Below are 25,398 nucleotides of genomic sequence, written 5' to 3' on the forward strand. Positions count from 1 at the left end.
CGATCAGCCCTTCAGCAGGGCGGCCAGTTCGGCCTGCTTCTCGCGCACCAGGGCCGCGTCGCCGTCGGCCTCGACGTTCAGGCGCACCACCGGTTCGGTGTTCGACTTGCGCAGATTGAAGCGCCAGCTGCCGAAGTTCAGCGACACCCCGTCCAGATCGTCGCGGCTGTCGGCCTTGGCCTCATAGGCGTCGATCAGCCGGGCGATGGCCGCATCCGGGTCCGCGATGGTGTAGTTCGTCTCTCCGGACGACGGATAGAGCCGCATCCGCTCCTCCAGCAGCTGCGCCAGCGTCTGGCCCTTGCGGGACAAGAGCTCGATCATCAGCAGCCAAGGGATCATCCCGCTGTCGCAGTAGTAGAAGTCGCGGAAATAGTGATGCGCCGACATCTCGCCGCCATAGATCGCGCCCACGTCGCGCATCTTGCGCTTGATGAAGGCGTGGCCGGTCTTGCTGACGACGGCCTCGCCGCCGGCCTCCTCGATCATGGCGCGGGTGTTCATGATGACGCGCGGGTCATGCACGATCTTCTCGCCCGGCGACTTCTCCAGGAAGGCCGCGCCCAGCAGGCCCACGATATATTCGCCGGGGATGAAGCGGCCGTTCTCGTCGAAGAAGAAGCAGCGGTCGAAATCGCCGTCCCAGGCCACGCCCAGATCGGCCTTTTCCTGCTTCATGCGGGCGACGGTGGGGGGTTGGTTCTCGTCCAGAAGCGGGTTCGGGATGCCGTTCGGAAAGCTGCTGTCGACATCATGGTGCATGCGCACGAAGGTCAGCGGCGCACCGCGACGCTCCAGCTCGGCGGCGATGGCGTCGAAGGTCGGGCCGGCGGTGCCGTTCCCGGCATTGACCAGGATCTTCATCGGCTTCAGCGCCGCGACATCGACGAAATCGGCCATGCGGGACGCGTATTCCGCACGGGCATGGCTGAAATCGGTGACCGTGCCCTTGGTCGCGGGGGCGAAGTCGCCGCCGGTGGCCAGCGCCACGATCGGCGGCAGTTCGGTCGCCGGGTCCAGCGGCGCCGAGCCGCGGCCCACGATCTTCATGCCGTTGTAGTTGATCGGGTTGTGCGAGGCCGTGACCTCGATCCCGCCGTCGGTGTCCTGGTTGCCGGTGTGGAAATACACCTCCTCGGTGCCCGCCAGCCCCAGGTCCAGCACGTCGGCGCCGCCATCGGTCAGCCCCTCGATCAGGGCCGCGGCCAGTTCGGGGCTGCTCTCGCGGCTGTCGCGGCCCACGACGACTCGCTTGGCGCCACGCGCCTGCGCGAAGGCGCGGCCGATGCGATAGGCCACGTCCGCGTCCAGGTTCTTGCCCAGCTCTCCGCGCACGTCATAGGCCTTGAAGCAGGTGATCTCGCGCGCGCCAAGCTGATCGCGATTGTCCATGTCGTCCCTCCGGGTCCTGTTTGCATCAGCGCTAACAGGTTCATGCGGTTTTTCAAGGCTGTCGCGGCCCGCCGGGTTCCCTGGGACCTAGGGATCAGGTGACGGGACGCGCGCGCCGCGCTAGATTCCGCCTGAGACTATGGAGAGACCGATGACCGCCACCGACCTGATCGCCGCCTATTATGATGCCTTCAACGCCGGACGCACCGATGACATGCTGGCGCTGCTGCACGACGATGTGGAGCATCACGTGAACGAGGGCCAGATCCGCCACGGCCGCGCCAGGTTCGCGGAGTTCAACGCCCACATGACCGAATGCTACAGGGAAAACCTGACCGACATGGTCATCATGGCCAACGATGCGGGCGACCGCGCGGCGGCGGAATTCGTGGTGAACGGCACCTATCTGAAGACCGACCCCGGCCTGCCCGAGGCCGCGGGCCAGACCTATCGCCTGCCCGCGGGCGCGTTCTTCACCCTCCGCGACGGGCGCATCGCGCGGGTCACCACCTATTACAACCTGGCCGACTGGATGGCGCAGGTCGGCGCATGAGTGTCGCGGTCCGCGTCCTGACCGGCGATGCGCTGGCGGCCGCGCTGCCCGACGTGGCGCGGCTGCGCATCGACGTGTTCCGCGACTGGCCCTATCTCTACGACGGCGACGCCGATTACGAACGCGATTACCTGCGCGCCTATCAGGCGCCGGGCGCGGTGGTCGTGGCGGCGATGGACGGGGACCGGATCGTGGGGGCCGCGACCGGCGCGCCGATGGCCGATCACGCCGCCGATTTCGGCGCGGCCTTCGACGGCCGCCCCGAGGCGCTGTCCGACATCTTCTACTGCGCCGAATCGGTGCTGCTGCCCGCCTATCGCGGGCGGGGTCTGGGACACGCCTTCTTCGACGCGCGCGAGGATCACGCCCGCGCCCTGGGCGCGCGCTGGTCGGCCTTCTGCAGCGTGATCCGCCGCCCGGATCATCCGATGCGGCCCGCCGAATACCGCCCGCTGGACGGCTTCTGGCGCAAGCGGGGCTATGCGCCGCTGGAGGGCGCCGTGGCGCGCTTTGCCTGGAAGGACCTGGGCCAGGCGTCCGAGACCGACAAGACCCTGCAATTCTGGATGAGACCGCTGTGAAGATCGCCGCCGCCGCCTATCCCATCGACTGGTTCGACACTTTCGACGCCTATGCCGCCAAGCTGACCCGGTGGGTGGCGGAGGCCCAGGCCGACCTCCTGGTCTTTCCCGAATACGGCGCCATGGAGCTGGCCTCCCTGGGCGGGCAGGCCGTGGCGGGCGATCTGGAGGCCGGCCTGCACGAGGTCGCCCGTCACTGGCCCGCCGTCCACGCCCTGCATGCCGATCTGGCGGCGCGGCACGGCTGTCACATCCTGGGCGCCTCGGGACCGGTCTTCCAAGACGCGCGGCCGGTGAACCGGGCGGTGCTGTACGGTCCCGACAGCGTGATCGGCCATCAGGACAAGCAGATCATGACCCGCTTCGAACGCGAGCATTGGGACGTGACCGGCGCGCCGGGCCTGCGCCTCTTCGACACCGCCCTGGGCCGGATCGGCGTGCTGATCTGCTATGACAGCGAGTTTCCGCTGCTGGGCCGTATCCTGGCCGAGGCGGGGGCCGAGATCCTGCTGGTGCCCAGCTGCACCGACACGGTCGCGGGCTTCAACCGGGTGCGCATCGGCTCCATGGCCCGCGCCCTGGAGAGCCAATGCGTGGTCGTGCATGCGCCCACCGTCGGCCCCTGCGCCTGGATGCCCGCGCTGGACGAGAACCGCGGCCGTGCCGCGATCTATGGCCCGCCCGACGGGTTCTGGCCCGAGACCGGCATCATCGCGGAAGGCGCGATGGACGCGCCGGGCTGGGTGCGCGCCACGGTCGATCTGACGCGGGTGCGCGACAGCCGCAGCAATGGCGCGGTGCTGCCCCATGCGCATTGGCCGGAACAGGGGCACAGCCATCTGATTATCGCGTGATTTACGTCGAATTAACCGCTTTGCGCTTTCACTGGTGACGGAACGCGCCCTATCTTGGGGTCATGCTGCATGTCACCGACACCATCGCCATCCAGGAATGGGAGCTTTCCGAACAGTTCACCCGGTCGCAGGGACCGGGCGGGCAGAACGTGAACAAGGTGGAGACGGCGGTGGAATTGCGGTTCGAGGCGGCACGGTCCCCGTCCATCGGCGACGCGGTCAAGCGACGCCTGCAGCGGCTGGCCGGGCGGCGCTGGACGCAGGAGGGCGCGATCCTGATCCTGTCGCAGGAGACCCGCAGCCAGGCCCGCAACCGCGAGCTGGCGCGCGAACGCCTGGCCGAGCTGATCCGCGAGGCGCTGACCGCGCCCAAGCGGCGCATCGCCACCCGCCCGACCCTGGGCAGCCAGCGCCGGCGGCTGAAGGCCAAGACCGTCCGGGGCGAGGTCAAGTCCCTGCGCGGACGCGTGGACGACGACGCATGAGCCTTCTGCGCCGGGTTCTGGAGATGCTGCTGGGACGGCGGCCCGCGATGATGCAGGTCGGCGCGCTGTGCCGCGATCCGCGGACCGGAGAGGTCCTGCTGGTGACCAGCCGCGACACCGGCCGTTGGGTCATCCCCAAGGGCTGGCCGATGGAGGGGCGCACCCTGCCCGGCGCCGCCGCCCAGGAGGCCTGGGAGGAGGCGGGCGTGCGCGGCCGCATCCGCCCGGCTGAGATCGGACGCTTCCACTATGACAAGAACCATGATCAGGGCTACTCCGTACCGATCGAGATGCGGGTCTTTCTGCTGACGGTGGACGGGCTTGCCGACGACTTTCCCGAACGCGGGCAGCGCAAGCGGCGCTGGTTCGCGCCCGAGCGTGCCGCCGCCATGGTGGCCGAGCCGGGGCTCAAGGCGATCCTGACCGGACTGGACCGCAATGCCGCATCCTGAGGCGCGGGGATGAGCCGCCACAACCGCTTTCGCGCGCTGGACAAGGATCTGGGCCGCATCGGCCAGGCCGAGGTCGCGCAGATGCATGCCTTCCGCCCCGTCTGGCGGTTGGGGCTGGGGGTTCTGGCCGTGGTCGGCGCGCTGCTGATGGGCATGGCCCTGTCGGGTGCCGCGCCGGGCCTGCTGGCCGTCGGCGCCGGGCTGGTGGTCGCGGCCTGGCTGGGCATGGCGATCGGGGCGAATGATGTCGCGAACTCCCTGGGCCCCGCGGTGGGGGCGGGCGCGGTCGGCATGGTGCCGGGGCTGGTCATGGTCGCGCTGGCCGGGATCGCGGGGGCGGTGCTGGCGGGGGGCGCAGTGTCCGAGCGGCTGGCCAGCGGCATCGTCGAGCTTGGGCCGCTGACCTCGGGGCCGCGGGCGCCGATGGCCATGGTCGCGGCGCTGATCGGGGCGGTCGTCTGGATCACGCTGGCCACCGGGATCGGCCTGCCGGTCAGCACCTCGCATTCCATCGTTGGCGGCATCGCGGGGGCCGGGGCGGTGGCCTTCGGGCTGGGCGCGGTCACCTGGGGCACGCTGGCTATGATCGCGGTCGTGTGGGTCGCGACGCCCCTGGTCGCGGGCAGCCTGGCCGGCGCGCTTCTGGTGCTGCTGCGCCTGAAGGTGGTCGAGGCGCCCGACCGCATCGCCGCCGCCCTGCGCTGGCTGCCGCCGCTGGTCGGGCTGATGGTGGGCCTGTTCTCGGCCTATCTGATCGTGCTGGTGGACCGGCGGATCGACCTGCCGCCGCTGGTCGCGCTGGCCCTGCTGCCGGGGGTAGCGGGCGTGCTGCTGACCCGCCGCACCGTCCGGCAGGAGGCCGCGCGCCACCCCGCGCGGCCGGGCATCAAGCCGCTTCTGCGCCCCGCGCTGCTGATTGCGGTGGTCATGCTGGGCTTCGCGCATGGCGCCAACGACGTGGGCAACGTGGCGGGGCCGCTGTCGGTGGTGCTGCGCGGACAGGGGCTGGTGCCCGCGATGGGCGTCGTGCCGGTCACGGTGCTGCTGGGCGGGGGGCTGGCCATCGCCGCGGGCACGCTGCTGTTCGGGCGCCGCCTGGTCCATATGGTCGGCAGCGGCATCACCCGGCTGAACGCGGGCCGCGCCTTCTGCGTGTCGCTGGCCACGGCGGTGACGGTGCTGGGGGCCTCGGCCCTGGGGCTGCCGGTCTCGACCACGCATGTGGCGGTGGGGGGCGTCTTCGGCGTGGGCTTTGCGCGCGAATGGCTGGACCGGCGCCGCGACCGCCGCTCGGACGCGCTGCCCGCGGCCGAGGCGCGCCGCCGCATCCTGGTCCGGCGCAGCCATGTCGCGACCATCACCGTGGCCTGGCTGGTCACGGTGCCGATCACCGGCAGCCTGGGTGCGCTGGCCTGCCTTCTGGTGCTGTGGGCCGCGGGCGTCTGAGACGCGTCAGACGGTGACGGCCAGCGCCTGCTGGACGCCCACGCCGAAGACGCGCTTGTAGCGCTCGATCTCGGCCGCGGGGCCGGTGGCCTTGGAGGGGTTGTCCGACAGCTTGACCGTGGGCCGCCCGTCGGCCGCCACCGCCTTGCAGACCAGGCTGAAGGGCGCCAGCCCGTCCCCCGGCACCAGCCCGCGAAAGTCGTTGGTCAGCAGCGTGCCCCAACCGAAGCTGACCTTGACCCGGCCGTGGAACTGCCGGTGCAGGGCCAGGATCTTGTCCACGTCCAGCCCGTCGGAAAAGATGATCAGCTTGGCCCGCGGGTCCTCGCCGCGCGACCGCCACCAGCGGATCGCGGTCTCGGCCCCGGTGGCCGGGTCGCCGCTGTCGATGCGGATGCCGGTCCAGCCCGCCAGCCAGTCCGGCGCGCCCGCCAGGAACCCCTCCGTGCCGTAGGTGTCGGGCAGGATGATGCGCAGGTTGCCGTCATGCTCCTCGTGCCAGTCGGCCAGCACGTCATAGGGCGCCCGGCGCAGGGCCGCGTCGCCATCGGCCAGGGCCGCGCGCACCATGGGCAGCTCATGCGCATTGGTGCCGATCGCCTCGATGTCGCGGCGCTGCGCGATCAGGCAGTTCGAGGTGCCGGTGAAGCGGTCGCCCAACCCCTCGATCATCGCCTGCACGGCCCAGTCCTGCCACAGGAAGCTGTGGCGCCGGCGGGTGCCGAAATCGGCGATGCGCAGGTCGGGCAGGGCGCGCATGGCCTGGATCTTCTCCCACAGCCGGGTCATGGCGCGGGCATAGAGAACCTGCAGCTCGAACCGGCCCATGTCCTTCAGGACCGCGCGGGACCGCAGCTCCATCAGGATCGACAGGGCCGGGATCTCCCACAGCATCACCTGGGGCCAGGGGCCCTCGAAGGTCAGCTCGTACTGGCCGTCGCGCTTGTCCAAGTGATAGGCGGGCAGGCGCAGCCCCTCCAGGAACTCCATGAAATCGGGGCGGAACATCTGCCGCTTGCCATAGAAGGTGTTGCCGCGCAGCCAGGTGCTCTCTCCGCGGGTCAGGGACAGTGACCGTACGTGGTCCAGCTGCTCGCGCAGCTCGCCCTCGTCGATCAGGTCGGCCAGGCGCACATCCTTGCTGCGGTTGATCAGGCTGAAGGTGACGGTCGTGTCCGGACTGTTCCTGAACACAGACTGGCACATCAGCAGCTTGTAGAAGTCGGTGTCGATCAGCGACCGGACGATGGGGTCGATCTTCCATTTGTGGTTGTAGACGCGCGTGGCGATGTCGGCCATGTCTGCTGGACCCCCCGTTTGAGCCTTGGTGCCTTGATCCGCGCGGCGGCGCAACCCTCAGGCCAGCACGACCCCCGCCGCGCGCATCGCCGTGCGCGCCGCATCCAGGCTGCCGTCCAGGTCGATGGCGCGGCAGGCGTCCTCGACCACGCGGGCGCGGAACCCCAGACGGGCGGCGTCCATCGCGCTCCAGGCGACGCAGAAATCCAGCGCCAGCCCGACGAAGGTCAGATCCGTGACGCCCCGGTCGCGCAGATAGCCCGCCAGCCCCGTGGCGGTGGTCCGGTCGTTCTCGAAGAAGGCCGAGTAGCTGTCGATGCCCGCCCGGAACCCCTTGCGCAGGATCAGGTCGGCCCGGTCCACGTCCAGGCGCGGGTGGAAGGCCGCGCCCGGCGTGCCGATCACGCAATGCGCGGGCCACAGGACCTGCGGCCCGTAGGGCATCTGCGTGACCGAGAAGGGTGCGGCGCCGGGATGGTTCCCGGCGAAGCTGGCATGATCGGCCGGGTGCCAGTCCTGGGTCAGCACGACCGCGTCGTGACCGGCCATCATCGCGTTCACCGCCTCGACGACCTCGTCGCCCCCCGCGACGGCCAGCCGTCCGCCGGGGCAGAAATCGGTCTGCAGGTCGATCACGATCAGGGCTTGGGTCATGGCGGGCCTTGGGTCTGGCGGGGCGCGACCATTTGCGCGCCCCGTGCGGCGGGCGTCAAGACTGGTTTCGACGGCCGTTTTGCCCTATGCAAATCATGGTATTAGCAGTCCGACAGGGAACAGGGAGGTCACGTGGGCATTCAGGACGATCTGCATCACCCCGCCGATTATGACGAGAACGAGGTGCCGACGCGATCGGCCGCGATGACATGGGGCCTGCGCGCCCTGGGTCTGGTCGCGGCCGGGCTGGTCTGGTGGCTGCTGGGCGGGCAGGAGGGGCTGTCGCCGGATGCCCGCGTCGTGGCCACCGTCGGCACGCTGATGGCGGTGTGGTGGATGACCGAGGCGATCCCGCTGTCGGCCACCGCGCTCTTGCCCATCGTGCTGATCCCCGCCCTGACCGAGACGACCGTGGGGCAGGCGACGCAGCCCTATGCCAGCTCGATCGTGTTCCTGTTCCTGGGCGGCTTTCTCATCGCCATCGCGATGGAGAAATGGCACCTGCACATGCGCATCGCGCTGTTGACGCTGAGCCGGGTCGGCACCTCGCCGCGCCAAATCGTGCTGGGGCTGATGCTGGCCACGGGCTTTCTGTCCATGTGGGTGTCCAACACCGCGACCACGCTGATGATGCTGCCCATCGCCATGTCCGTCCTGGCCCTGGTGATCGAGCGCAGCTCCAGCGAAAGCGCGTCCAAGGCCGCGGCCGCGATGGAGGCCGGCGGCACCATCGCCGACAGCGTCAAGGACCCGCAGGTGCGCGCCTTCGGCGTCTGCCTGGTCCTGTCCATCGCATGGGCGGCGTCCATGGGCGGTCTGGGCACGCTTCTGGGCAGCCCGCCCAACGCCATCGTCGCGGGCTATGCCTCGGACGAGCTGGGACGCAACATCGGCTTTCTGGAATGGATGATGCTGGGCACCCCGATGGCCTTCATCTTCATCCTGATCGCCTGGGTCCTGATGACGCGCTGGCTCTATCGCTTCGATCTGCCAGAGATTCCGGGCGGCAGGCAGATGATCGACGACCAGCTGCGCGACCTGGGCCCGCTGAGCCAGGGCGAGAGGATGGTCCTGGCGGTCTTCTGCACCGCGGCCTTCCTGTGGATCGTGCCGGGCCTGCTGACCTCGATCCCCGCGATCGAGGCCGCAGCACCCTGGCTGGGCAACCTGGACGACACGGCCATCGCGATCGGCGCGGGCCTGGCGATGTTCCTGCTGCCCGCCAAGGGTCGCGGCACGATGGTGCTGGACTGGAAGGATGCCGAACAGGGCCTGCCCTGGGGCGTGCTGCTCTTGTTCGGGGGCGGGCTGTCGCTGGCCTCGGCGGTGGCGTCCTCGGGGCTGGACGGCTGGTTCGGCCAGCAGGTGACGGGCCTTGGCACGCTGCCCACGATCCTCCTGGTCGCGGCGGTGGTCACGATCATCCTGTTCCTGACCGAGATCACCTCGAACACCGCGACGGCGGCGACCTTCATCCCGATCCTGGGCGGGGTGGCCATCGGCATCGGCGCCGATGCGATGACGCTGCTGATCCCGGCGGCGCTGGCGGCGACCTGCGCCTTCATGCTGCCGGTGGGAACGCCGCCGAACGCCATCGTCTTCGGCACCGGCAAGGTGACCATCGCGCAGATGGCGCGGGGCGGCTTCGTGCTGAACATGGTGGGCATCCTGCTGATCACCGGCCTGACCTATCTGCTGGGCGGCATCGCCCTGGGTCTGGAGTTCTGATCTTGCACCAAGGGGCGTGGCCGCGATAAGGCCACGCCCATGCTTACCGTCGCCGCTCTCTATCACTTCGCCCGCCTGCCCGATCCGGCGGCCCGGCAGGGACCGCTGCTGGACCTGTGCCGCGCAAAGGGCCTCTGCGGCACGCTGCTGCTGGCGCCCGAAGGGGTGAACGGCACCATCGCGGGTCCGCGCGCGGGCATCCTGGCGGTGCTGGACCATATCCGCGCCTGGCCCGGCTTCGCGGGTCTCGACTGGAAGGAGAGCGCGGCCGACGCGCCCCCCTTCGGCCGCATGAAGGTCCGGCTCAAGGCCGAGATCGTGACCATGGGCCAGCCCGACATGGACCCCGCCACCACCACCGGCCATTACGTCGCGCCGCGCGACTGGAACGCGCTGATCGCCGCGCCCGACGTGGCCGTGATCGACACGCGCAACGATTACGAGGTCCAGATCGGCACGTTCCGTGGCGCCATCGACCCCGGCACGAAAAGCTTCCGCGACTTTCCGGCCTGGTGGCAGGAGAACGCGCACCGGTTCCAGGGCAAGCGCATCGCGATGTTCTGCACCGGCGGCATCCGCTGCGAAAAGTCGACCAACTACCTGATCTCGCAAGGCGTCGATCAGGTCTATCATCTGCAGGGCGGCATCCTGAAATACCTCGAGGACGTCCCCCAAAAGGACAGTGCTTGGCAGGGCGAATGCTTCGTCTTCGATCAGCGGGTCAGCCTGACGCACGGGCTGGCGCAGGGGCGGCACGGGATGTGCCATGCCTGCCGCCGCCCCCTGGCCCCCGAGGACCGCGCCCGCCCGGAATACGAGGATGGCGTCAGCTGCCACCGCTGCGCCGACGAATATTCCGACGCCGACCGCGCCCGGTTCCGGGAGCGGCAGCGCCAGTTCGACCGCGACGCCTGAACGTCTCCTTTGCCCAAATACCCCCTTCGGCGCGCCCTCAGCCCTGCGCGCCGACCCCGCCCGCGGCGATGGCGGCCATGTTCAGGATGTCGCTGACGGTCGAGTTGGTCGAACAGATCTGGATCGGGCGCGCCACGCCCGTCAGGATCGGGCCGATGACGGTCGCGCCCGCCATCTCCTGCATCAGCTTGACCGAGATCGAGGCCGAATGCCGCGCCGGTACCACCAGCACGTTCGCGGGCGCGGTCAGGCGGCTGAACGGATAGCGCGCGGCCGAATCCATGTTCAGCGCCACGTCCACGGTCATCTCGCCCTCGTACTCGAAATCGGCGCCGCGGCGGTCCAGGACGGTGGCGGCCTGGGCCATCTTGATGGCGCGTTCGCTGACCGGATAGCCGAAGTTCGAAAACGACAGGAAGGCCACGCGCGGCTCCAGCCCCAGGTTGCGGGCGACGGCAGCGCCGCGGGTGGCGATGTCGGCCAGATCCTCGGGTTCGGGCCATTCATGGACCAGCGTGTCGCCGATCAGCACGATCCGGCCGCGATGCAACACGGCGGTGATGCCCACCGCCCCGTCCTGCGGGCGCACGTCGAAGACCTGCCCGATCTGCGCCAGAACGGGCGCGTTCTTGCGCGTGGCCCCCGTCACCAACCCGTCGCCATGCCCATGCGCCAGCATCAGCGCCGCAAAGACATGCCGGTCGCGGTTGGCCAGCTTGAACGCGTCCTCGCGGTCGACGCCCTTGCGCTGCAGGCGCTGGTACAGGAACTCGTGATAGTTGTCCAAATGGCGGGTGTTGGCGGCGTTCACGACGCTGATCTCGCGGAAGGCGTCGCCCATGCCCAAGGCCTCCAGCTCGGCCTTGACCTCGGCCTCGCGGCCCACGACCAGCGACTGGCCCATGCCGGTGCGCTGCCAGGCGACGGCGGCGCGCAGCACGCGCGGGTCGTCGCCCTCGGCAAAGATCATCCGGGCCTGGGCCTGGCGCGCGCGGGCATGGATGCCCTGCAGGATCGCGGCGGTCGGGTCCATCCGGTTCTTCAGCGTCTGGACATAGCCGTCCATGTCGATGATCGGGCGCCGCGCGACGCCCGTGTCCATCCCGGCCTTCGCCACGGCGGGCGGGATCACGTGGATCAGCCGCGGATCGAAGGGCGTCGGGATGATGTAGTCGCGCCCGAACTGCAGCTTGCGGCCATAGGCGACGGCGACCTCGTCGGGAACATCCTCGCGCGCCAGCTTCGCCAGGGCCTCGGCACAGGCGATCTTCATCTCGTCGTTGATGGCGCGGGCGTGGATGTCCAGCGCACCGCGGAACAGGTAGGGAAAGCCCAGGACGTTGTTCACCTGGTTCGGGTAATCGCTGCGGCCCGTGGCCACGATCGCGTCGGGGCGGACGGCATGGGCGTCCTCGGGCGTGATCTCGGGGTCGGGATTCGCCATCGCGAAGATCACCGGGTTGTCGGCCATGCTGACGACCATGTCCTGAGTCACCGCCCCCTTGGCGCTGACGCCCAGGAAGACGTCGGCGCCCTTCATCGCCTCCTCCAGCGTGCGGGCGGTGGTGACGACCGCATGGGCCGATTTCCACTGGTTCATGCCCTCGGTGCGGCCTTGGTAAATCACGCCCTTGGTGTCGCACATGATGCAGTTCTCGTGCCGCGCACCCATCGACTTCAGCAGTTCCAGACAGGCGATGCCCGCGGCCCCCGCGCCGTTCAGCACGATCCGCACGTCCTCGATCTTCTTGCCCGACAGCTCCAGCGCGTTCAGCAGGCCCGCGGCGCAGATGACGGCGGTGCCGTGCTGGTCGTCATGGAAGACCGGAATGTCCATCAGCTCCTTCAGGCGCTGTTCGATGATGAAGCATTCCGGCGCCTTGATGTCCTCCAGGTTGATGCCCCCGAAGGTCGGGCCCATCAGCTTGACGGCGTTGATGAATTCGTCCGCGTCCTCGGTGTCCAGCTCCAGGTCGATGGCGTTGACGTCGGCAAAGCGCTTGAACAGCACCGCCTTGCCCTCCATCACCGGCTTCGAGGCCAGCGCGCCCAGATTGCCCATCCCCAGGATCGCCGTCCCGTTCGAGATCACCGCCACCATGTTGCCCTTGGTGGTATAGTCATAGGCCGTCTCGGGGCGGTCGGCGATGGCCTGGACCGGCACCGCGACCCCCGGCGAATAGGCCAGCGACAGGTCGCGCTGCGTGGTCATGGGGGTCGAGGGCGTGATGTCGTATTTGCCCGGACGCGGCTCCAGGTGATAGGCCAGCGCCTCTTCGGGGGTGATGCGGCTGCGGCTGGTCTTGTCGGTCATGATGTCCCCCGAGGATGGTGTCGGGGCCTGCTTAGCGGCTTGGCCGGACCGCTTCAACGCGGATGCGGTCCGTCTTGCGCTAACAGCTGCGGGTCAGATGCTGACCTTGACGAAGCTGTCGCGCAGCGCCGCCGACCAGGCCGCGCTCATCTGCATGAAGTCCGGATCGCCGTCCAGGATGCGGCGGCGGGTGGTGATGGCGCAGGCATCCGCCTCGATCACCGCCAGGTCCAGCGGCATCCCCACCGACAGGTTCGACCGCAGCGTCGAATCCATCGACAAAAGCACCGCCTTCTGCGCGTCGGCCAGGCTGGTCGCGGGGGTGACCACGCGGTCCAGGATCGGCTTGCCGTATTTGTGCTCTCCGATCTGCAGGAAGGGCGTGTCCTCGGTCGCCTCGATGAAGTTGCCCTCGGGATAGATCAGGAACAGGCGCATGTCGCCGCCCTTCCTCTGTCCCGCGACGATCATGCTGGCGGATGCCTGCTGCTTGAGGTCGCGGCACTGTTCGGCGATCTCGCGCCGGGTGCGGCACAGCGTGTCGCCGATGATGGTCGCCACGCGCAGCATGGTCGGCGCCTTGAGGATCGAGGTCGTCTCGTCGGCCAGCTCGTCCTCGATCGCCTCGGCCAGGCGCGCCAGCGTGGTCTGGGTCACCGACAGCGACCCGGCGGTCATGATCGCGATGACCCGCTCGCCCGGCTCCTCGAAGAAGAACATCTTGCGATAGCACGAGATGTTGTCCAGCCCCGCATTGGTGCGCGTGTCCGACAAGAGCACCAGCCCCGCATCCAGCTTCAGTCCGACGCAATAGGTCACCGGCAGATCTTCCCCGTTCCTGTCCGGCAGGCAGACTAGGACCGGGTGCGGCGGGCTGCAACGGCGCTTTTGCGGCAGGTGCGCAGGTCTGCCCATCCGGGCGGCAAGGGCCTGCCTGTCATGAAACTTTGGGTCGCCTTTCCGCGCCGCCTGTCCCATCGTGCATGTTCCAACAGCCAAGGACGACGACCATGACCCACCCCCTTGCCCTGACCCGCCGCGGATTTCTGGCCTCCGGCGTGGCCGGACTGACGCTGGCGGCGCTGCACCCCTTCTCGGCGCGGGCCGCCGCGGGACAGGCGCATCTGCGGATCATGGAGACGACCGACCTGCATGTGCATGTCTGGCCCTACGACTATTACGCCGACCGCGCGATGGACACGGCGGGCCTCGCGCGCACCGCGGCCCTGGTTCAGGCCGTGCGCGCCGAGGCCACGAACACGCTGCTGCTGGACAACGGCGACTTCCTGCAGGGCAACCCGATGGGCGATTTCATCGCCTATGAGCGCGGCATGCCCGAGGGGGCCAGCCATCCGGTGATCCAGGCGATGAACGCCTTGGGCTATGACGGCGGCACCCTGGGCAATCACGAGTTCAACTATGGGCTGGAGTTCCTGCAGGCCAGCCTGGCGGGGGCGGGCCATCCGCTGGTCTGCGCCAATGTCGTGACCACCGAGGGACAGCCGCTGGTGCCGCCCTATGCCGTGCTGGAGCGGCAGATCACCGACGGCGCGGGCGCGGTCCATCCGATCCGCATCGGCATCATCGGCTTCGTGCCGCCCCAGATCATGCAATGGGACCGCGCGCATCTGGAGGGCCGGGTGGAGGCCCGCGACATGGTCGATGCGGCCCGCGAATGGCTGCCCAAGCTGCGCGCGGAGGGGGTCGATCTGGTCGTGGCGCTGGCCCATTGCGGCATCGGTCCCGTCGCGGCCGAACCGGGCATGGAGAACGCGGCCCTGCCGCTGGCGGCGCTGGAGGGGATCGACGTGATCCTGACCGGCCATTCCCACCAGGTCTTTCCCGGTCCCGACTTCGAGGGGGTCGAGGGCGTCGACATCGCCGCCGGCACCATCGGCGGCAAGCCCGGCGTGATGGCGGGGTTCTGGGGCTCGCACATGGGTCTCGTCGATCTGCTGCTGGAGCGCGACGGCGACGGCTGGCGCGTGGCGCGCCACAGCGTCGAGGCCCGCCCCATCTTCGAGCGCGACGCCGAGGACGAGGTCGTCCCCCTGGTCGCCAGCGTCGCCGCCATCGAGGAGGCCACCGCCGCCGAGCATCAGCAGACGCTGGACTATGTCCGCCGCCCGGTCGGACAGACCACCGCGCCGCTCTACAGCTATTTCGCGATGGTGGCGGACGACCCGTCCGTGCAGGTCGTGTCCAATGCGCAATCCTGGTACATCCGCCAGATGCTGGCCGGGACCCCGCATGAGGGCCTGCCGATCCTGTCGGCGGCGGCGCCCTTCAAGGCGGGCGGCCGCGGGGGGCCGGACTATTACACCGACGTGCCGGCGGGCGACATCGCGATCCGCAACGTGGCGGATCTGTATCTCTATCCCAACACCATCCGCGCGGTGCGGATCACCGGCCAGCAGGTCAAGGACTGGCTGGAGCGCAGCGCCGGGGCCTTCAACCGGATCGACCCCGAGGGGACCGACCAGATGCTGCTGAACCCCGACTTCCGCAGCTACAATTTCGACGTGATGGACGGGGTCCGCTACCGGATCGACCTGTCCCAGCCCTCGCGCTTCGACGCGGAAGGGGTGCTGGTCGATGCGGAGGCCAACCGCATCGTGGACCTGACCTTCGACGGGCAGCCCGTCGACCCCGAGGCCGAGTTCATCGTCGCCACCAACAACTATCGCGCCACCGGCGGCGGCAGCTTTCCGGGCGCGGACGGGTCGACCATCGTCTTCGAGGGGCCGGACACCAACCGCGACGTGATCGTGCGCCACATCGTCGATCAGGGCACCATCGACCCGGCGGCGGACGGCAACTGGTCCTTTGCCGCGCTGCCGGGGGCGACGGTGCTGTTCGACAGCGGTCCCGGGGCCGAGGCCTATCTGGACGCGGTCCGAGGGCTGGCGATCGAGGCCGCCGGGCCTGCGCCCGACGGCTTCGTGCGGTTCCGCATCACCCTGTAGGGGCCGCGCCCCTCAGGACAGGTGATGCACCGGCTGAAGGCCGTGGACGGGGGTGTCGATCCCCTCGGCCCGCGCCTTCAGCTGCAGCGCCAGATACAGCGAGTAATGCCGCGACTGGTGCAGGTTGCCGCCATGGAACCACAGGCCGGGCTGCTGGGTGGGTTTCCACATGTTGCGCTGTTCGCCCTCCCACGGGCCGGGGTCCTTGGTGGTGCCCGATCCTAGGCCCCAGACCTTGCCCACCTTGTCGGCCACGTCCTGCCCGATCAGGTCCGCGGCCCATCCGTTCATCGACCCGTATCCGGTCGCATAGACGATCAGGTCGGCTTGCAGCTCCTCTCCGGTGTCCAGCAGGACGCCGTTCTCGGTGATCTCGACCAGCTGGCCGTGGGCCAGCTTGACATGACCGTCGATGATCAGCTGGCTGGCGCCCACGTCGATGTAGTATCCCGACCCGCGGCGCAGGTACTTCATGAACAGGCCGCTGTCATCGTCGCCGAAATCCAGCTTGAACCCTGCCTTTTCCAGCCCCGCATAGAAATCGGCGTCGCGTTCGCGGATCTGGTCATACAGCGGGATCTGCCACTGATGCATGATCCGGTAGGGCAGCGAGGCAAAGATCAGGTCGGCCTTTTCCGTCGTCATGCCGCCCGCCACGGCCTCCTCGGAGTAAAGCGCGCCCAGACCGATCTCCATCAGGCTGTCGGATTTCACGATATGGGTCGAAGACCGCTGGATCATCGTGACATCGGCGTCATGTTCCCAAAGCGCCGCGGCGATGTCATGGGCCGAATTGTTCGACCCCACGATCACGACCTTCTTGCCGGCATAGGCGTCGGGGCCGGGATGCTTGGATGAATGGTGCTGTTCGCCCTTGAAGCGGTCCATGCCGGGAAAGTCCGGGACGTTCGCCTTGCCCGACATGCCGGTGGCCAGGACCAGCTCCTTGGGGTGCAGGGTCACCTCCTCCCCGTCGCGGTCGATCACCACGGTCCATTCGCCCTTGGCCTCGTCATAGCGGGCAGACTTGCAGGTGCTGCGGGTCCAGTAGTTCAGCTCCATCACCCGCGTGTACATCTCCAGCCAGTCGCCGATCTTGTCCTTGGGGGCAAAGACGGGCCAGGTGTCGGGGAACTTCATGTAGGGCAGGTGGTCGTACCAGACCGGGTCGTGCAGGCACAGCGACTTGTAGCGACGCCGCCAGCTGTCGCCGGGCCGCTCGTTCGTGTCGATGATGATCGCGGGCACCCCCAGATGCCGCAACCGCGCGCCAAGCGCGATGCCGCCCTGACCGCCGCCGATGATCAGCGTGTGGGGCTGGCGCGAGTAGCCCAGTTCCGCCGCCTCGGCCTCGCGCTCCTCGCGCCAGCTGGGGCGGTTCTTGCCCGCGCCGTGCCTGGCGCCCATCGGGCGGGACGGGCCCTTGGCCTCCTCATGGCCTTTCAGCTCCTGGAGCGCGGTCAGCAGCGTCCAGATGCGCCCTTCGCGCAGGCGCACCAGACCGTATCCGCGCCCGACCTTCGTCTCGAAGGTGAACCAGGCGGTGGTGACGCCGTCCTCCTCTCCGACCGGCTCGGCCGGGTCGACCTGCCAGCCGTCGGGCCGGATATGGCCCAGCTGCGCCCGCAGCATCTCGGCCACCTGGTCCGGCCCCTCCATGGTGCGGATGTTCCAGGTGAAGCTGACCAGATCGCGCCAATGGCAATCTGTGGTGAACAGCGCGGTCGCGCGCTCGATGTCCTCGGCGCGCAGCGCCTGGCCCAGGTCGCCCAGCACCGCCTGCGCGCGCCGTTCCGCCGTCATGTCCAGCATGGGGTGTCCTCCCTCTGTCTCCCTGCGGTCAGGGTGGCGCGTGACGGGCGCCCGGCACAGGAAAAACACCCGCCGCATCGCGGCAATCGCGCGCCGCGCCGCGGCACCGTTGCGCGCGCAACCTCAGCGCAACGCGCGCAACCGCCGCAGCACGGTGGAGCGGTTGACGCCCAGCCTGCGCGCGGCCAGCGCCATGTTGCCCCCGCAGGCCGCCAGGACCTGATGCAGGTCGTCGCCCGGCGCGACCTCGGGCGGCGGGGCCAGCAGCGGCGGCGGCAGGTCGTCGCTGTCGATCACCCCGCCCCCGGCCAGCAGGGCCGCCGCCTGCAGGGTCGCGGCCATCTCGCGCAGGTTGCCCGGCCAGATGCGCGCCTTGAGGTCGGCCCGCGCCCGCGCCGACAGCCGCAGCCCGTCGGCGGATGCCGCCCGCAGCAGCCGGTCCAGCAGCCAGTCCAGGTCCTGGCGCAGATGCAGGGGCGGCAGGTCCAGTGCCGCCCCCGCGATGCGGAAGAACAGATCCGCCCGGAACCGCCCCTCCCGCACCCGCGCGCCCAGATCGCAGCGCGTCGTGGCGATGACCCGCAGCGTGCAGCCCGCCAGCGAACCCAGCAGCAGCGCCTGCGCGGCGGGGTCCAGATCCTCGACCCCCTTCAGGAACAGCGTGCCCCGCCCGTCGCCCGGTATCGGCAGGGCCAGGGGCTGCGAGCCGACCGCGGCGCAGTCCACGACATGGAAGGGCGCGGCATCGCTGCGGCACATGTGGATCGCGCGGGCCAGCCGCTCCTTGCCGGTGCCGGTCTCTCCGCGGATCAGCAGGGGCAGGGCGCCCGCTGCCAGCCGCGCGGCGCGGTCCAGCAGGGCCTGCATCGCGGGGTCGGGACCGGCGAGGCTGGACAGCCCGCCCGGCAGCAGCGGCTGGCCCTGCGGCGCGCCGCTGGCCTGCGGTGCGATGGCGTGACCGTAGAGCGCGCGCCCGTCGCGCAGGCGGATCACCCGGTCCTCGGTCGGGCGGCCGCGCATCAGGTCGGGCAGGTCGTCCACCGACAGCTCGGCCACCTGGTCCAGCCTGCGCCCCAGCAGCGGCGCCTCGGGCGACAGCGCGGCCTGCGCCGCATGGGTCAGGCCGATGATGCGCCCCGCCCCGTCCAGCGCGATGGCGGCCTCGGGGTCGACCTCCAGGAATTCCGGGCTGGAGGACAGGCGCAGCACCCAATCGCTGCGCGTCATCGCCATCAGGTTCGCCATCTCGACCCGCCGGGCCGAGGTGCGCACCAGCCCCATCGCCAGGTTCTGGCTGGCCTTGGGCTGCGGAGAGCGCAGCAGCGACAGGTCCAGCACCGCGGCCAGTTGCCCCGACGTGTCGAAGATGGGCGCGGCGGTGCAGGACAGGGGCGTGTGGTGCAGGTCGAAATGGTCGCCCTGGTGGATCGTGACCGCCTGACCGGTATAGATGCAGGCCCCCACGCCGCAGGTCCCGGCCAGCGATTCGGACCAGTCCGCGCCCAGATAGAGGCCCGCCGCGCGCAGCTCCGCCTGGAACCGCCCGTCGCCGAAGAAGTCCACCGTGACGCCCTTGGCATCCGCCAGCAGCAGGACATAGTTCTGCCCCGCCACCTGCCGGAACAGCGCGCCCAGGCCCGACCGGGCGATGGCGATCAGGCGTTCGGACTGTTCGCGATGGCTGCGCAGCTCGGTCTCGGTGACGATATGGGCCGGAGAGGGGCGGGCGGGGTCCAGCCCGTAATGCTCGATGCAGCGCCGCCAGCTGGCCTGCACCACGCTGTCGCGGCCGCTGGCATGACCCTGCAGCACGCGGTCGATCTCCTGCACGTGGTCGGTGTCGCGCATGGCCCCTCCCTGCCTTGCGAAGCCCGCCGATGAAGCCACGGGCGGGGCGGTCCTGTCCAGTAAACCTTGGTCGCGCCGCCCAGACTTTGGTGGCAGCCCCGCCCCCCGCATCTGGCCACGGTCCGGGGGGGTCGGCACAGTCGGGGCAATTCGGGGGGATGTCTCATGGATGATCAGGCCGCTGTCGATCCGCTGCGCGCCCAGATGCTGGGCCTGGCCCGCGAGGTCGGAGGCACGCTGATCGGGCATGGCGACCTGGTCGAGCGGCTGCTGATCGCGCATCTGACCGGCGGGCATGTGCTGCTGGAGGGGCCGCCCGGCATCGCCAAGACCCGCGCGGTCAAGCAGCTGGCCCTGCGCCTGCCCGGCAGCCATGCGCGCATCCAGTGCACGCCCGACCTGCTGCCCTCGGACCTGACGGGCAGCCAGGTCTTCCGGCCCGAGACGGGCGGCTTCGACTTTCTGCCCGGTCCGGTCTTCCATTCCATCGTTCTGGTGGACGAGATCAACCGTGCGCCCCCCAAGGTCCAGTCCGCCCTGCTGGAGGCCATGGCCGAGGGGCAGGTGACGACCGGCGGCGTGACCCGCCCCCTGCCGCAGCCCTTCATGGTCGTGGCGACCCAGAATCCGATTGAGCATGAGGGCACCTTTCCCCTGCCCGAGGCGCAGATGGACCGCTTCCTGCTGCATCTGCGGCTGGACCTGCCCGGTGCCGAGGACGAGCGCGCCATCTTGGACCTGGTCGAGGCCGAGGGCCGCCACGCCCCCGTCGCCGCCCATGCCCCCGTCGACGCCGCAGCCCTGGAGGCCGCGCGCGACCGCGTCGCCGCCGTGACGCTGGCTCCGGTGCTGAAGGATTTCATCATCCGCCTGGTGCTGGCCACGCGGGCGGGGGGCGTCCTGGCCGACGCGGTGGAGCATCCGGTCTCGCCGCGCGGGACGCTGGCGCTGGCGGCGGCGGTGCGGGCGCGGGCCTGGCTGCACGGCCGCGATCACGGCCTGCCCGAGGATGTGCAGGCGCTGGCCCCGGATGCGCTGGCCCATCGGCTGATCCCGAACTGGAAGGCGCAGGGCGAGGGGCGCGACGGCCGCCGCCTGATCGCCGAGGCGCTGCGGCTGGTGCAGCCGTGGTGACGGCCTGGCGGGACGCGCCGGGCATCGCGCTGAGCCTGGCGGCGCTCCTGGATCAGCGGGCGGGCGCCGCGGCCGGTCCGCGTCCCATGGCGCGGCGCGCGGGCGTACTGCCCGCGCGCAGGCCCGGCAGCGGCATGGACCTGCGCGAGATCCGCTCTTGGGTGCCGGGCGACGATCCCCGGCGGCTGGACCCGTCGGCCACGGCGCGCACCGGCATCCCGCATGTGCGCGCCCTGAACGAGGACCGCGAGGATGTCACCCTGCTGATCGCCGATCTGCGGCGGCCGATGCTGTGGGGCACGGGGGCGGCGCTGCGGTCCGTGCGCGGCGCGCTGCATCTGGCGGCCCTGGGCTGGCAGGCGGTCGCGCGGCAGGGCGCGGTCGGGATGATCCTGGCCGAGGATGGCGGCGCGCGGCTGACGCCCCCCGCCACCGGCGAGGCGGCGATGCGCGGCCTCTGCGCCCTTCTGGCCGACCGCCATGCCGCGGCGCTGGCAGGCCCCGCCGCCGCAGCCCCGCCCCTGACCGAGGCGCTGTCGCTGGCGCTGCGCGCCGCGCCGTCCGGGGCGCATGTGATCCTGGCGACCGCACCCGATGGCTGGTCGGGGGCCGAGGCCCCACTGGCGCGGCTGGCCCGCGGCCGCCGGCTGGAGGTCGCGCTGATCCTGGACCCGCTGGAGGTCGCGCCGCCGTCCCGCCCCCTGCCGGTGCGCCGGGACGGGGTCGCGCGCGTGCTGCGCCTTGAGCCCGCCGATCTGGGCGCGGTCACCGACGGGCTGGCCGCCCTGGGCGCCGTGGCGCGGCAGGTGGCGCCATGAGCCCGGACCCCGCCGCCCATCAGGCGCTGCTGGAGGCGCTGTCGCCGGTGCGCCTGCCCGCGACCATGGCCACGCTGTCCTGGCCCGAGATCGTGGCGCTGCTGTCCCTGGGCCTGACCCTGGGCGTGCTGGCCGGTCTGGCGGTCCTGCCGCTGACCCGGCGCCGGGCGTGGCGCGGGCGGGCGCGTCTGTCGGACCTGCGCGCCCTGCCGGTGCCCGAACGCCTGCTGGCCATCGCGCGGCGGTTGGGACGCCTGCCCGATGCGCTGCGGCCCGCCGCCTATGGCGCCGCCCCTCCGCCCCCCGACCCCCGGATCGAGGCCATCGCCCGCCGCGCCCGCCTGTGGCGTCGATGAGCCTGGCCTGGCCCTGGCTTCTGGCGCTGATCCCGGTGCCGCTGCTGATGCGCTGGCTGCTGCCGCCCGCATCCCGCCCGCAGGCGGCGCTGGCCGTGCCGCCGCACCTGTTGGGCCGCCCCGAGGCCGGACGGGCCGCGCCCCTGCACGGGGTGCCGTGGCTGGCGGCGCTGGCCTGGGTCCTGCTGGTCCTGGCCCTGGCGGGTCCGCAGGTGGAGCGTCAGGCGCAGGTCGTCCCGGCCAGCGGGCGCGACATCGTCCTGGCGCTGGACCTGTCGGGCAGCATGGAGCAGACGGATTTCACCCTGGACCGTCAGCCCGTCAGCCGCCTGGACGCGGTCAAGCGCACCGCCCGCGCCTTCGTGCAGCGCCGGCAGGGCGACCGGATCGGACTGGTGATCTTCGGCGGGCGCGCCTATGTCGCGGCGCCCCTGACCCATGACCTGGACGCCGTCGTCCAGGCCATCGACGAGGCGCAGATCGGCATCTCCGGGCGCGGCACCGCCATCGCCGACGGGCTGGGGCTGGCCATCCGGCGGCTTCAGGACAGCGGCGCGCCAAGTCGGGTCGTGGTGCTGCTGTCGGACGGGGTGGACACCTCGGGCAGCGTGCCGGCGGTGGATGCGGCGCGGCTGGCGGCGACGCACGGCCTGCGCATCCATACCGTGGCCCTGGGCCCCGAGGATCTGGAGACCCGGCCCGCCGCCCGCGACGCGGTCGACGTGGCGACGCTGCGCGCGGTGGCCGAAACCGCGGGCGGGGCGCTGTTCCGGGTGCGCGACACCGCCGATCTGGACGCCATGGCGCAGGCGCTGGACCGGTTGGAGCCCGGCCCCGGCGACCGGCCGCCGCTGCGCTACTGGCGCGCGCTGTGGCCCTGGCCCGCGGCGGCGGCGCTGGCCTGCCTGATGCTGGCCGCGATCCGGAGGCGGGCATGACCGGGGCGCTGCTTCTGCGGCCGCTGTGGCTTCTGGCGCTGCTGCCGCTGCTGGCGCTGGCCTGGTGGCTGGACCGGCGCGGCCCCTCGGCCGGCGGGTGGGAGCGGGTGATGCCGCCGCCCATGCTGGCCGCCATGCGCGCCCTGGGCGTGCTGGGCGGCGGGGCCGGGCGGTGGGCGGCGCAGGGGCCGGTGGCGGGGGCGGCGCTTCTGGTGCTGGGCCTCTCGGGTCCGGCCCTGCCGCGCGCCGATGCGCCGGTGCTGGCGCGCACGGACAGCGTGCTGCTGGCCATCGACCTGTCGCCCTCGGTCGCGCGTGGCCCGGCGCTGGCCCAGGCCCAGCAGGCCGCCGCCGCGCTGCTGCAGGACATGGCGGGCCGCCCCGTCGGCCTGATCCTCTATGGCGGCGAGGCCTACGCCGCCTCGGCGCCCACCACCGATCCGCGCACGCTGCAGACGCTGATCGGGGTGCTGGACGCCGACACCGTGCCCGGCCAGGGCAGCCGCCCCGCCGCCGCCATCGGCCTGGCCGGGCAGATGCTGGCCGATGCGGGACAGGCCGATCTGGTGCTGATCTCGGACGGGGGCGGCGTCGATGCCCAGGCCCTGGCCGAGGCCGACCGCCTGGCCGAACAGGGCCTGCGCCTCTGGGCGGTGCGGGTGGTGGGGTCGGCCCCCGAGGCTCCGCTGCCGGCGTCGGATGCGCTGCAGCGGCTGGTCCGTGGCGGGCAGCTGGTTCCGGCCGATGACATCGACCGGCTGGCCGCACGCCTGCGGCAGGGCGGACAGCGCCGCCGCGACCCGGCGCTGTCCGCCCTGGGATATCGCGATCTGGGGCCCTTCGTCGCGGCGCTGGCCGCGCTGCCGCTGCTGCAGATGCTGAGGCGGCGGGCATGAGGGCGGCGCTGGTCCTGCTGGCCCTGGGCGCGGCGGGCCTGGCCTGGGCCGGGCCGCAGGCCTTGGGCGCGCTGGTGCTGCGCATCGGATGGGACCGCGCGGCGCTGGCGCTGCTGGAGGATCCCGGCGCCCGGGGCGTGGCCTGGTACCGGATGGGCGATCACGCGCAGGCCGATGCGGCCTTTGCCCGCGCGGGACGGTCGCAGACCTACAACCGCGCGCTGTCGCTGGCGGCGACGGGGGACTATCCGCTGTCGGTCGCCTATTTCGACGCGGTCCTGTTCGCCAATCCCGCCGACGAGCAGGCCCGCGCCAGCCGCGACCGGGTGGCCGCGCTGGTGCCGCCGCAGGTGGGCGACAGCGTCGCGCCGGGGCGGATCATGGGCCATGGCGGCCGCCCCGCCCCCGACGAGATGATCGCCAACGCGCTGAGCGATGCGGCCGCCGAAAGCTGGCGCCGCCCGATCGAGGCGCGCGGCATGGCCGCCAGCGACGCGTGGCTGGCCACCATTGCCGACGATCCCGGCGCGTTCCTGGCGCTGCGCCTGCAGGCCGAACACGACCGCCGCGCAGGCCTGGGCCTGATCCGACCCGAGGCGGGCGATCCATGGTGATCCGGCTGGCCCTGCTGATCCTCATGGCGCTGGCCGGGCCGGTCGCGGCGCAGGGGGCGCGGTCGCAGGGCTCTCCGGCACCCGATCAGGTGCCGCTGCTGGCGCAGCCGGGGGCGCGCGCGCCCTCGGGTCCGGCGCGGGCCTCGGCCCCGCTGGCACCCGGCGAGGCGCGGCTGCTGATCCTGCACGATCACGGCAATCCCGTCGTGGCCGAGATGGTGCGCCTGACGCTGCGCGGCGAATACGACCTGACCGTATCGCTGGAGAGCCTGACCTTTCCCGCCTCCGACGATTACGACTGGATGCAGATCGACCGCGACCGCTGGTTCCAGGAGCGGATCGGCGGGCGGATGATCCAGATCTTCGAACGCGACATCGCGCTGTTTCCGCGCCGGGCGGGCGACCTGACCGTGGGGCCGCTGACCCATCAGCTGACCAACATCACCCGCGGCGGCGCGCGCGAGGAGGTGCGGGTGACCTCGGCCCCCGCGCGCCTGACGGTCAAGCCCTTTCCCCATGCGGGCCGACCCATGACCGCGCGGCGGCTGGTCCTGACGGACGAGCTGTCCGCCCCGCCCGGCCGCCTGGCCAAGGACGACATCCTGACCCGCCGCGTCACCATCGAAGCCCTGGGCGCGATGGCCCATCACCTGCCGCCGCGCCCCGACATCAGCCAGCCCTGGCTGATCAGCTTCACCCTGCCCGAGACGCGAGAGACCATTCCGACCCCGGACGGCCCCGTCGCCCGCGTGGTCTGGGAATGGCAGATGCGCCCGCGCACGGGCGAGCCGGGCGTCCTGCCGGCGATTCCCTTTCCCTGGCTGGACACCGACAGCCGCCGGATCGAGATCGCGGCGATGGCCCCGATTCCCTTCGGCTTCGCGGGGTTCTCGGCCGCGTCGGGGGCGGGGTCAGGCGCGGGACAGGGGGCGGCCATCGCGGCGCTGGCGGGTCTGGGCGCGCTGGCCGGGGCGGGGCTGGTGCTGCGCGGGCGCTGGCCCGCGGCGGGGCGGCGGCTGCGCGCCCGGCGGGCGGGACCGCAGGCGGCGGCGCTGCGCGCGGCGGCCGGACGGGGCGATCTGCTCGCGCTGCGCGCGGCCGCGGCGCGCGATCTGGCCTGGCGCGGAGAGGCGGGGGTGCGGCGGCGCGATCTGCTGGCGCAGCTGGACCGGCAGATCTACGGCGCGCCCGCGCCCGGGTTCGATGCGCGGGGCTGGGCCGAACGCTGGCTGGGCCGCTGAACGGGGACCGGCGCCTCCTCTGCCAAGGGGCGCCGGCCGGGAGGACGGGGGTCTGCCGCGCGATGAAAGCACGGCGATGCGTCGGTTTCGTGACGATCCCGC

General features: G+C 71.3%; 23 protein-coding genes. 16 read left to right on the top strand and 7 right to left on the bottom strand.

The genetic code is table 11. The annotated features are described in order from the left end of the window. Positions 1–3 precede the first annotated feature (3 nt). Positions 4–1,392 carry a phosphomannomutase gene (locus tag AACG61_RS00875; RefSeq protein WP_411838149.1) on the bottom strand — a complete coding sequence of 463 codons (1,389 nt, stop codon included), beginning with the start codon at positions 1,390–1,392 and terminating at the stop codon, positions 4–6. A gap of 151 nt (positions 1,393–1,543) precedes the next feature. Between AACG61_RS00875 and AACG61_RS00880 the strand changes: the two genes are divergently transcribed. The 6 genes from AACG61_RS00880 (at position 1,544) to AACG61_RS00905 (ending at position 5,763) form a co-directional block, all read left to right on the top strand. Then, positions 1,544–1,945: a ketosteroid isomerase-related protein gene (locus tag AACG61_RS00880; RefSeq protein ID WP_411838150.1), complete on the top strand. Its 402-nt coding sequence runs from the start codon at positions 1,544–1,546 to the stop codon at positions 1,943–1,945. Beyond that, complete coding sequence (locus tag AACG61_RS00885) at positions 1,942–2,526, top strand: GNAT family N-acetyltransferase (RefSeq protein WP_411838151.1); 585 nt, start codon at positions 1,942–1,944, stop codon at positions 2,524–2,526. The genes AACG61_RS00880 and AACG61_RS00885 overlap by 4 nt, the downstream gene beginning before the upstream one ends. Then, complete coding sequence (locus tag AACG61_RS00890) at positions 2,523–3,380, top strand: carbon-nitrogen hydrolase family protein (protein WP_411838152.1); 858 nt, start codon at positions 2,523–2,525, stop codon at positions 3,378–3,380. The genes AACG61_RS00885 and AACG61_RS00890 overlap by 4 nt, the downstream gene beginning before the upstream one ends. 62 nt (positions 3,381–3,442) lie before the next feature. Next, positions 3,443–3,865, top strand: a complete 423-nt coding sequence (arfB, locus tag AACG61_RS00895; RefSeq protein ID WP_411838153.1) for an alternative ribosome rescue aminoacyl-tRNA hydrolase ArfB — start codon at positions 3,443–3,445, stop codon at positions 3,863–3,865. Beyond that, positions 3,862–4,317: an NUDIX hydrolase gene (locus AACG61_RS00900; RefSeq protein ID WP_411838154.1), complete on the top strand. Its 456-nt coding sequence runs from the start codon at positions 3,862–3,864 to the stop codon at positions 4,315–4,317. Before arfB ends, AACG61_RS00900 begins: the two co-directional genes overlap by 4 nt. Positions 4,318–4,326: 9 nt before the next feature. Continuing rightward, the gene (locus AACG61_RS00905) at positions 4,327–5,763 is read left to right on the top strand and encodes an inorganic phosphate transporter (protein WP_411838155.1); all 1,437 of its coding nucleotides are present in this window, start codon (positions 4,327–4,329) and stop codon (positions 5,761–5,763) included. Between the two features lie 6 nt (positions 5,764–5,769). Here the strand turns inward: AACG61_RS00905 and pncB are convergent, their stop codons facing one another. Together pncB and pncA are read right to left on the bottom strand one after the other, a co-directional pair. After that, the gene (gene pncB / locus AACG61_RS00910; RefSeq protein ID WP_411838156.1) at positions 5,770–7,062 is read right to left on the bottom strand and encodes a nicotinate phosphoribosyltransferase; all 1,293 of its coding nucleotides are present in this window, start codon (positions 7,060–7,062) and stop codon (positions 5,770–5,772) included. Positions 7,063–7,119: 57 nt separating this feature from the next. After that, positions 7,120–7,716: a bifunctional nicotinamidase/pyrazinamidase gene (gene pncA / locus AACG61_RS00915; RefSeq protein WP_411838157.1), complete on the bottom strand. Its 597-nt coding sequence runs from the start codon at positions 7,714–7,716 to the stop codon at positions 7,120–7,122. A gap of 132 nt (positions 7,717–7,848) precedes the next feature. Here pncA and AACG61_RS00920 point away from each other — a divergent pair, with 132 nt between their 5' ends. Then, on the top strand, positions 7,849–9,444 hold the full coding sequence (locus AACG61_RS00920) for an SLC13 family permease (RefSeq protein ID WP_411838158.1): 1,596 nt from the start codon (positions 7,849–7,851) through the stop codon (positions 9,442–9,444). A gap of 39 nt (positions 9,445–9,483) precedes the next feature. Further along, positions 9,484–10,359: a rhodanese-related sulfurtransferase gene (locus AACG61_RS00925; protein ID WP_411838159.1), complete on the top strand. Its 876-nt coding sequence runs from the start codon at positions 9,484–9,486 to the stop codon at positions 10,357–10,359. A 37-nt stretch (positions 10,360–10,396) separates the two neighbouring features. Here the strand turns inward: AACG61_RS00925 and AACG61_RS00930 are convergent, their stop codons facing one another. Beyond that, entirely contained in the window at positions 10,397–12,673 is a 2,277-nt protein-coding gene (locus AACG61_RS00930; protein WP_411838160.1) for an NADP-dependent malic enzyme, read from the bottom strand. Between the two features lie 93 nt (positions 12,674–12,766). After that, positions 12,767–13,492: a proteasome-type protease gene (locus AACG61_RS00935; protein WP_411838161.1), complete on the bottom strand. Its 726-nt coding sequence runs from the start codon at positions 13,490–13,492 to the stop codon at positions 12,767–12,769. Between the two features lie 191 nt (positions 13,493–13,683). Here AACG61_RS00935 and AACG61_RS00940 point away from each other — a divergent pair, with 191 nt between their 5' ends. Beyond that, complete coding sequence (locus AACG61_RS00940; RefSeq protein ID WP_411838162.1) at positions 13,684–15,639, top strand: bifunctional 2',3'-cyclic-nucleotide 2'-phosphodiesterase/3'-nucleotidase; 1,956 nt, start codon at positions 13,684–13,686, stop codon at positions 15,637–15,639. A 12-nt stretch (positions 15,640–15,651) separates the two neighbouring features. Here the strand turns inward: AACG61_RS00940 and AACG61_RS00945 are convergent, their stop codons facing one another. Then, positions 15,652–17,451 carry an NAD(P)/FAD-dependent oxidoreductase gene (locus AACG61_RS00945; RefSeq protein WP_411838163.1) on the bottom strand — a complete coding sequence of 600 codons (1,800 nt, stop codon included), beginning with the start codon at positions 17,449–17,451 and terminating at the stop codon, positions 15,652–15,654. Between the two features lie 123 nt (positions 17,452–17,574). Further along, complete coding sequence (locus tag AACG61_RS00950) at positions 17,575–19,299, bottom strand: sigma-54-dependent Fis family transcriptional regulator (protein ID WP_411838164.1); 1,725 nt, start codon at positions 19,297–19,299, stop codon at positions 17,575–17,577. Between the two features lie 165 nt (positions 19,300–19,464). Here AACG61_RS00950 and AACG61_RS00955 point away from each other — a divergent pair, with 165 nt between their 5' ends. The 7 genes from AACG61_RS00955 to AACG61_RS00985 are packed head-to-tail and all read left to right on the top strand — an operon-like array spanning position 19,465 to position 25,296. Beyond that, a complete protein-coding gene (locus tag AACG61_RS00955; RefSeq protein ID WP_411838165.1) occupies positions 19,465–20,433 on the top strand; it encodes an AAA family ATPase in 969 nt (322 codons plus the stop codon). Further along, a complete protein-coding gene (locus tag AACG61_RS00960; protein ID WP_411838166.1) occupies positions 20,430–21,251 on the top strand; it encodes a DUF58 domain-containing protein in 822 nt (273 codons plus the stop codon). Before AACG61_RS00955 ends, AACG61_RS00960 begins: the two co-directional genes overlap by 4 nt. Then, on the top strand, positions 21,248–21,607 hold the full coding sequence (locus AACG61_RS00965) for a hypothetical protein (RefSeq protein ID WP_411838167.1): 360 nt from the start codon (positions 21,248–21,250) through the stop codon (positions 21,605–21,607). The genes AACG61_RS00960 and AACG61_RS00965 overlap by 4 nt, the downstream gene beginning before the upstream one ends. Further along, on the top strand, positions 21,604–22,545 hold the full coding sequence (locus AACG61_RS00970) for a VWA domain-containing protein (protein WP_411838168.1): 942 nt from the start codon (positions 21,604–21,606) through the stop codon (positions 22,543–22,545). The genes AACG61_RS00965 and AACG61_RS00970 overlap by 4 nt, the downstream gene beginning before the upstream one ends. Beyond that, positions 22,542–23,441: a VWA domain-containing protein gene (locus tag AACG61_RS00975; RefSeq protein WP_411838169.1), complete on the top strand. Its 900-nt coding sequence runs from the start codon at positions 22,542–22,544 to the stop codon at positions 23,439–23,441. Before AACG61_RS00970 ends, AACG61_RS00975 begins: the two co-directional genes overlap by 4 nt. Then, positions 23,438–24,055, top strand: coding sequence for a hypothetical protein (locus AACG61_RS00980; RefSeq protein ID WP_411838170.1), 618 nt, complete (start codon positions 23,438–23,440; stop codon positions 24,053–24,055). The genes AACG61_RS00975 and AACG61_RS00980 overlap by 4 nt, the downstream gene beginning before the upstream one ends. Beyond that, on the top strand, positions 24,049–25,296 hold the full coding sequence (locus tag AACG61_RS00985; RefSeq protein ID WP_411838171.1) for a hypothetical protein: 1,248 nt from the start codon (positions 24,049–24,051) through the stop codon (positions 25,294–25,296). The genes AACG61_RS00980 and AACG61_RS00985 overlap by 7 nt, the downstream gene beginning before the upstream one ends. The last annotated feature ends 102 nt before the right edge of the window (positions 25,297–25,398 follow it).

Source organism: Paracoccus sp. ME4, from assembly GCF_046736325.1.
Lineage (GTDB): Bacteria > Pseudomonadota > Alphaproteobacteria > Rhodobacterales > Rhodobacteraceae > Paracoccus.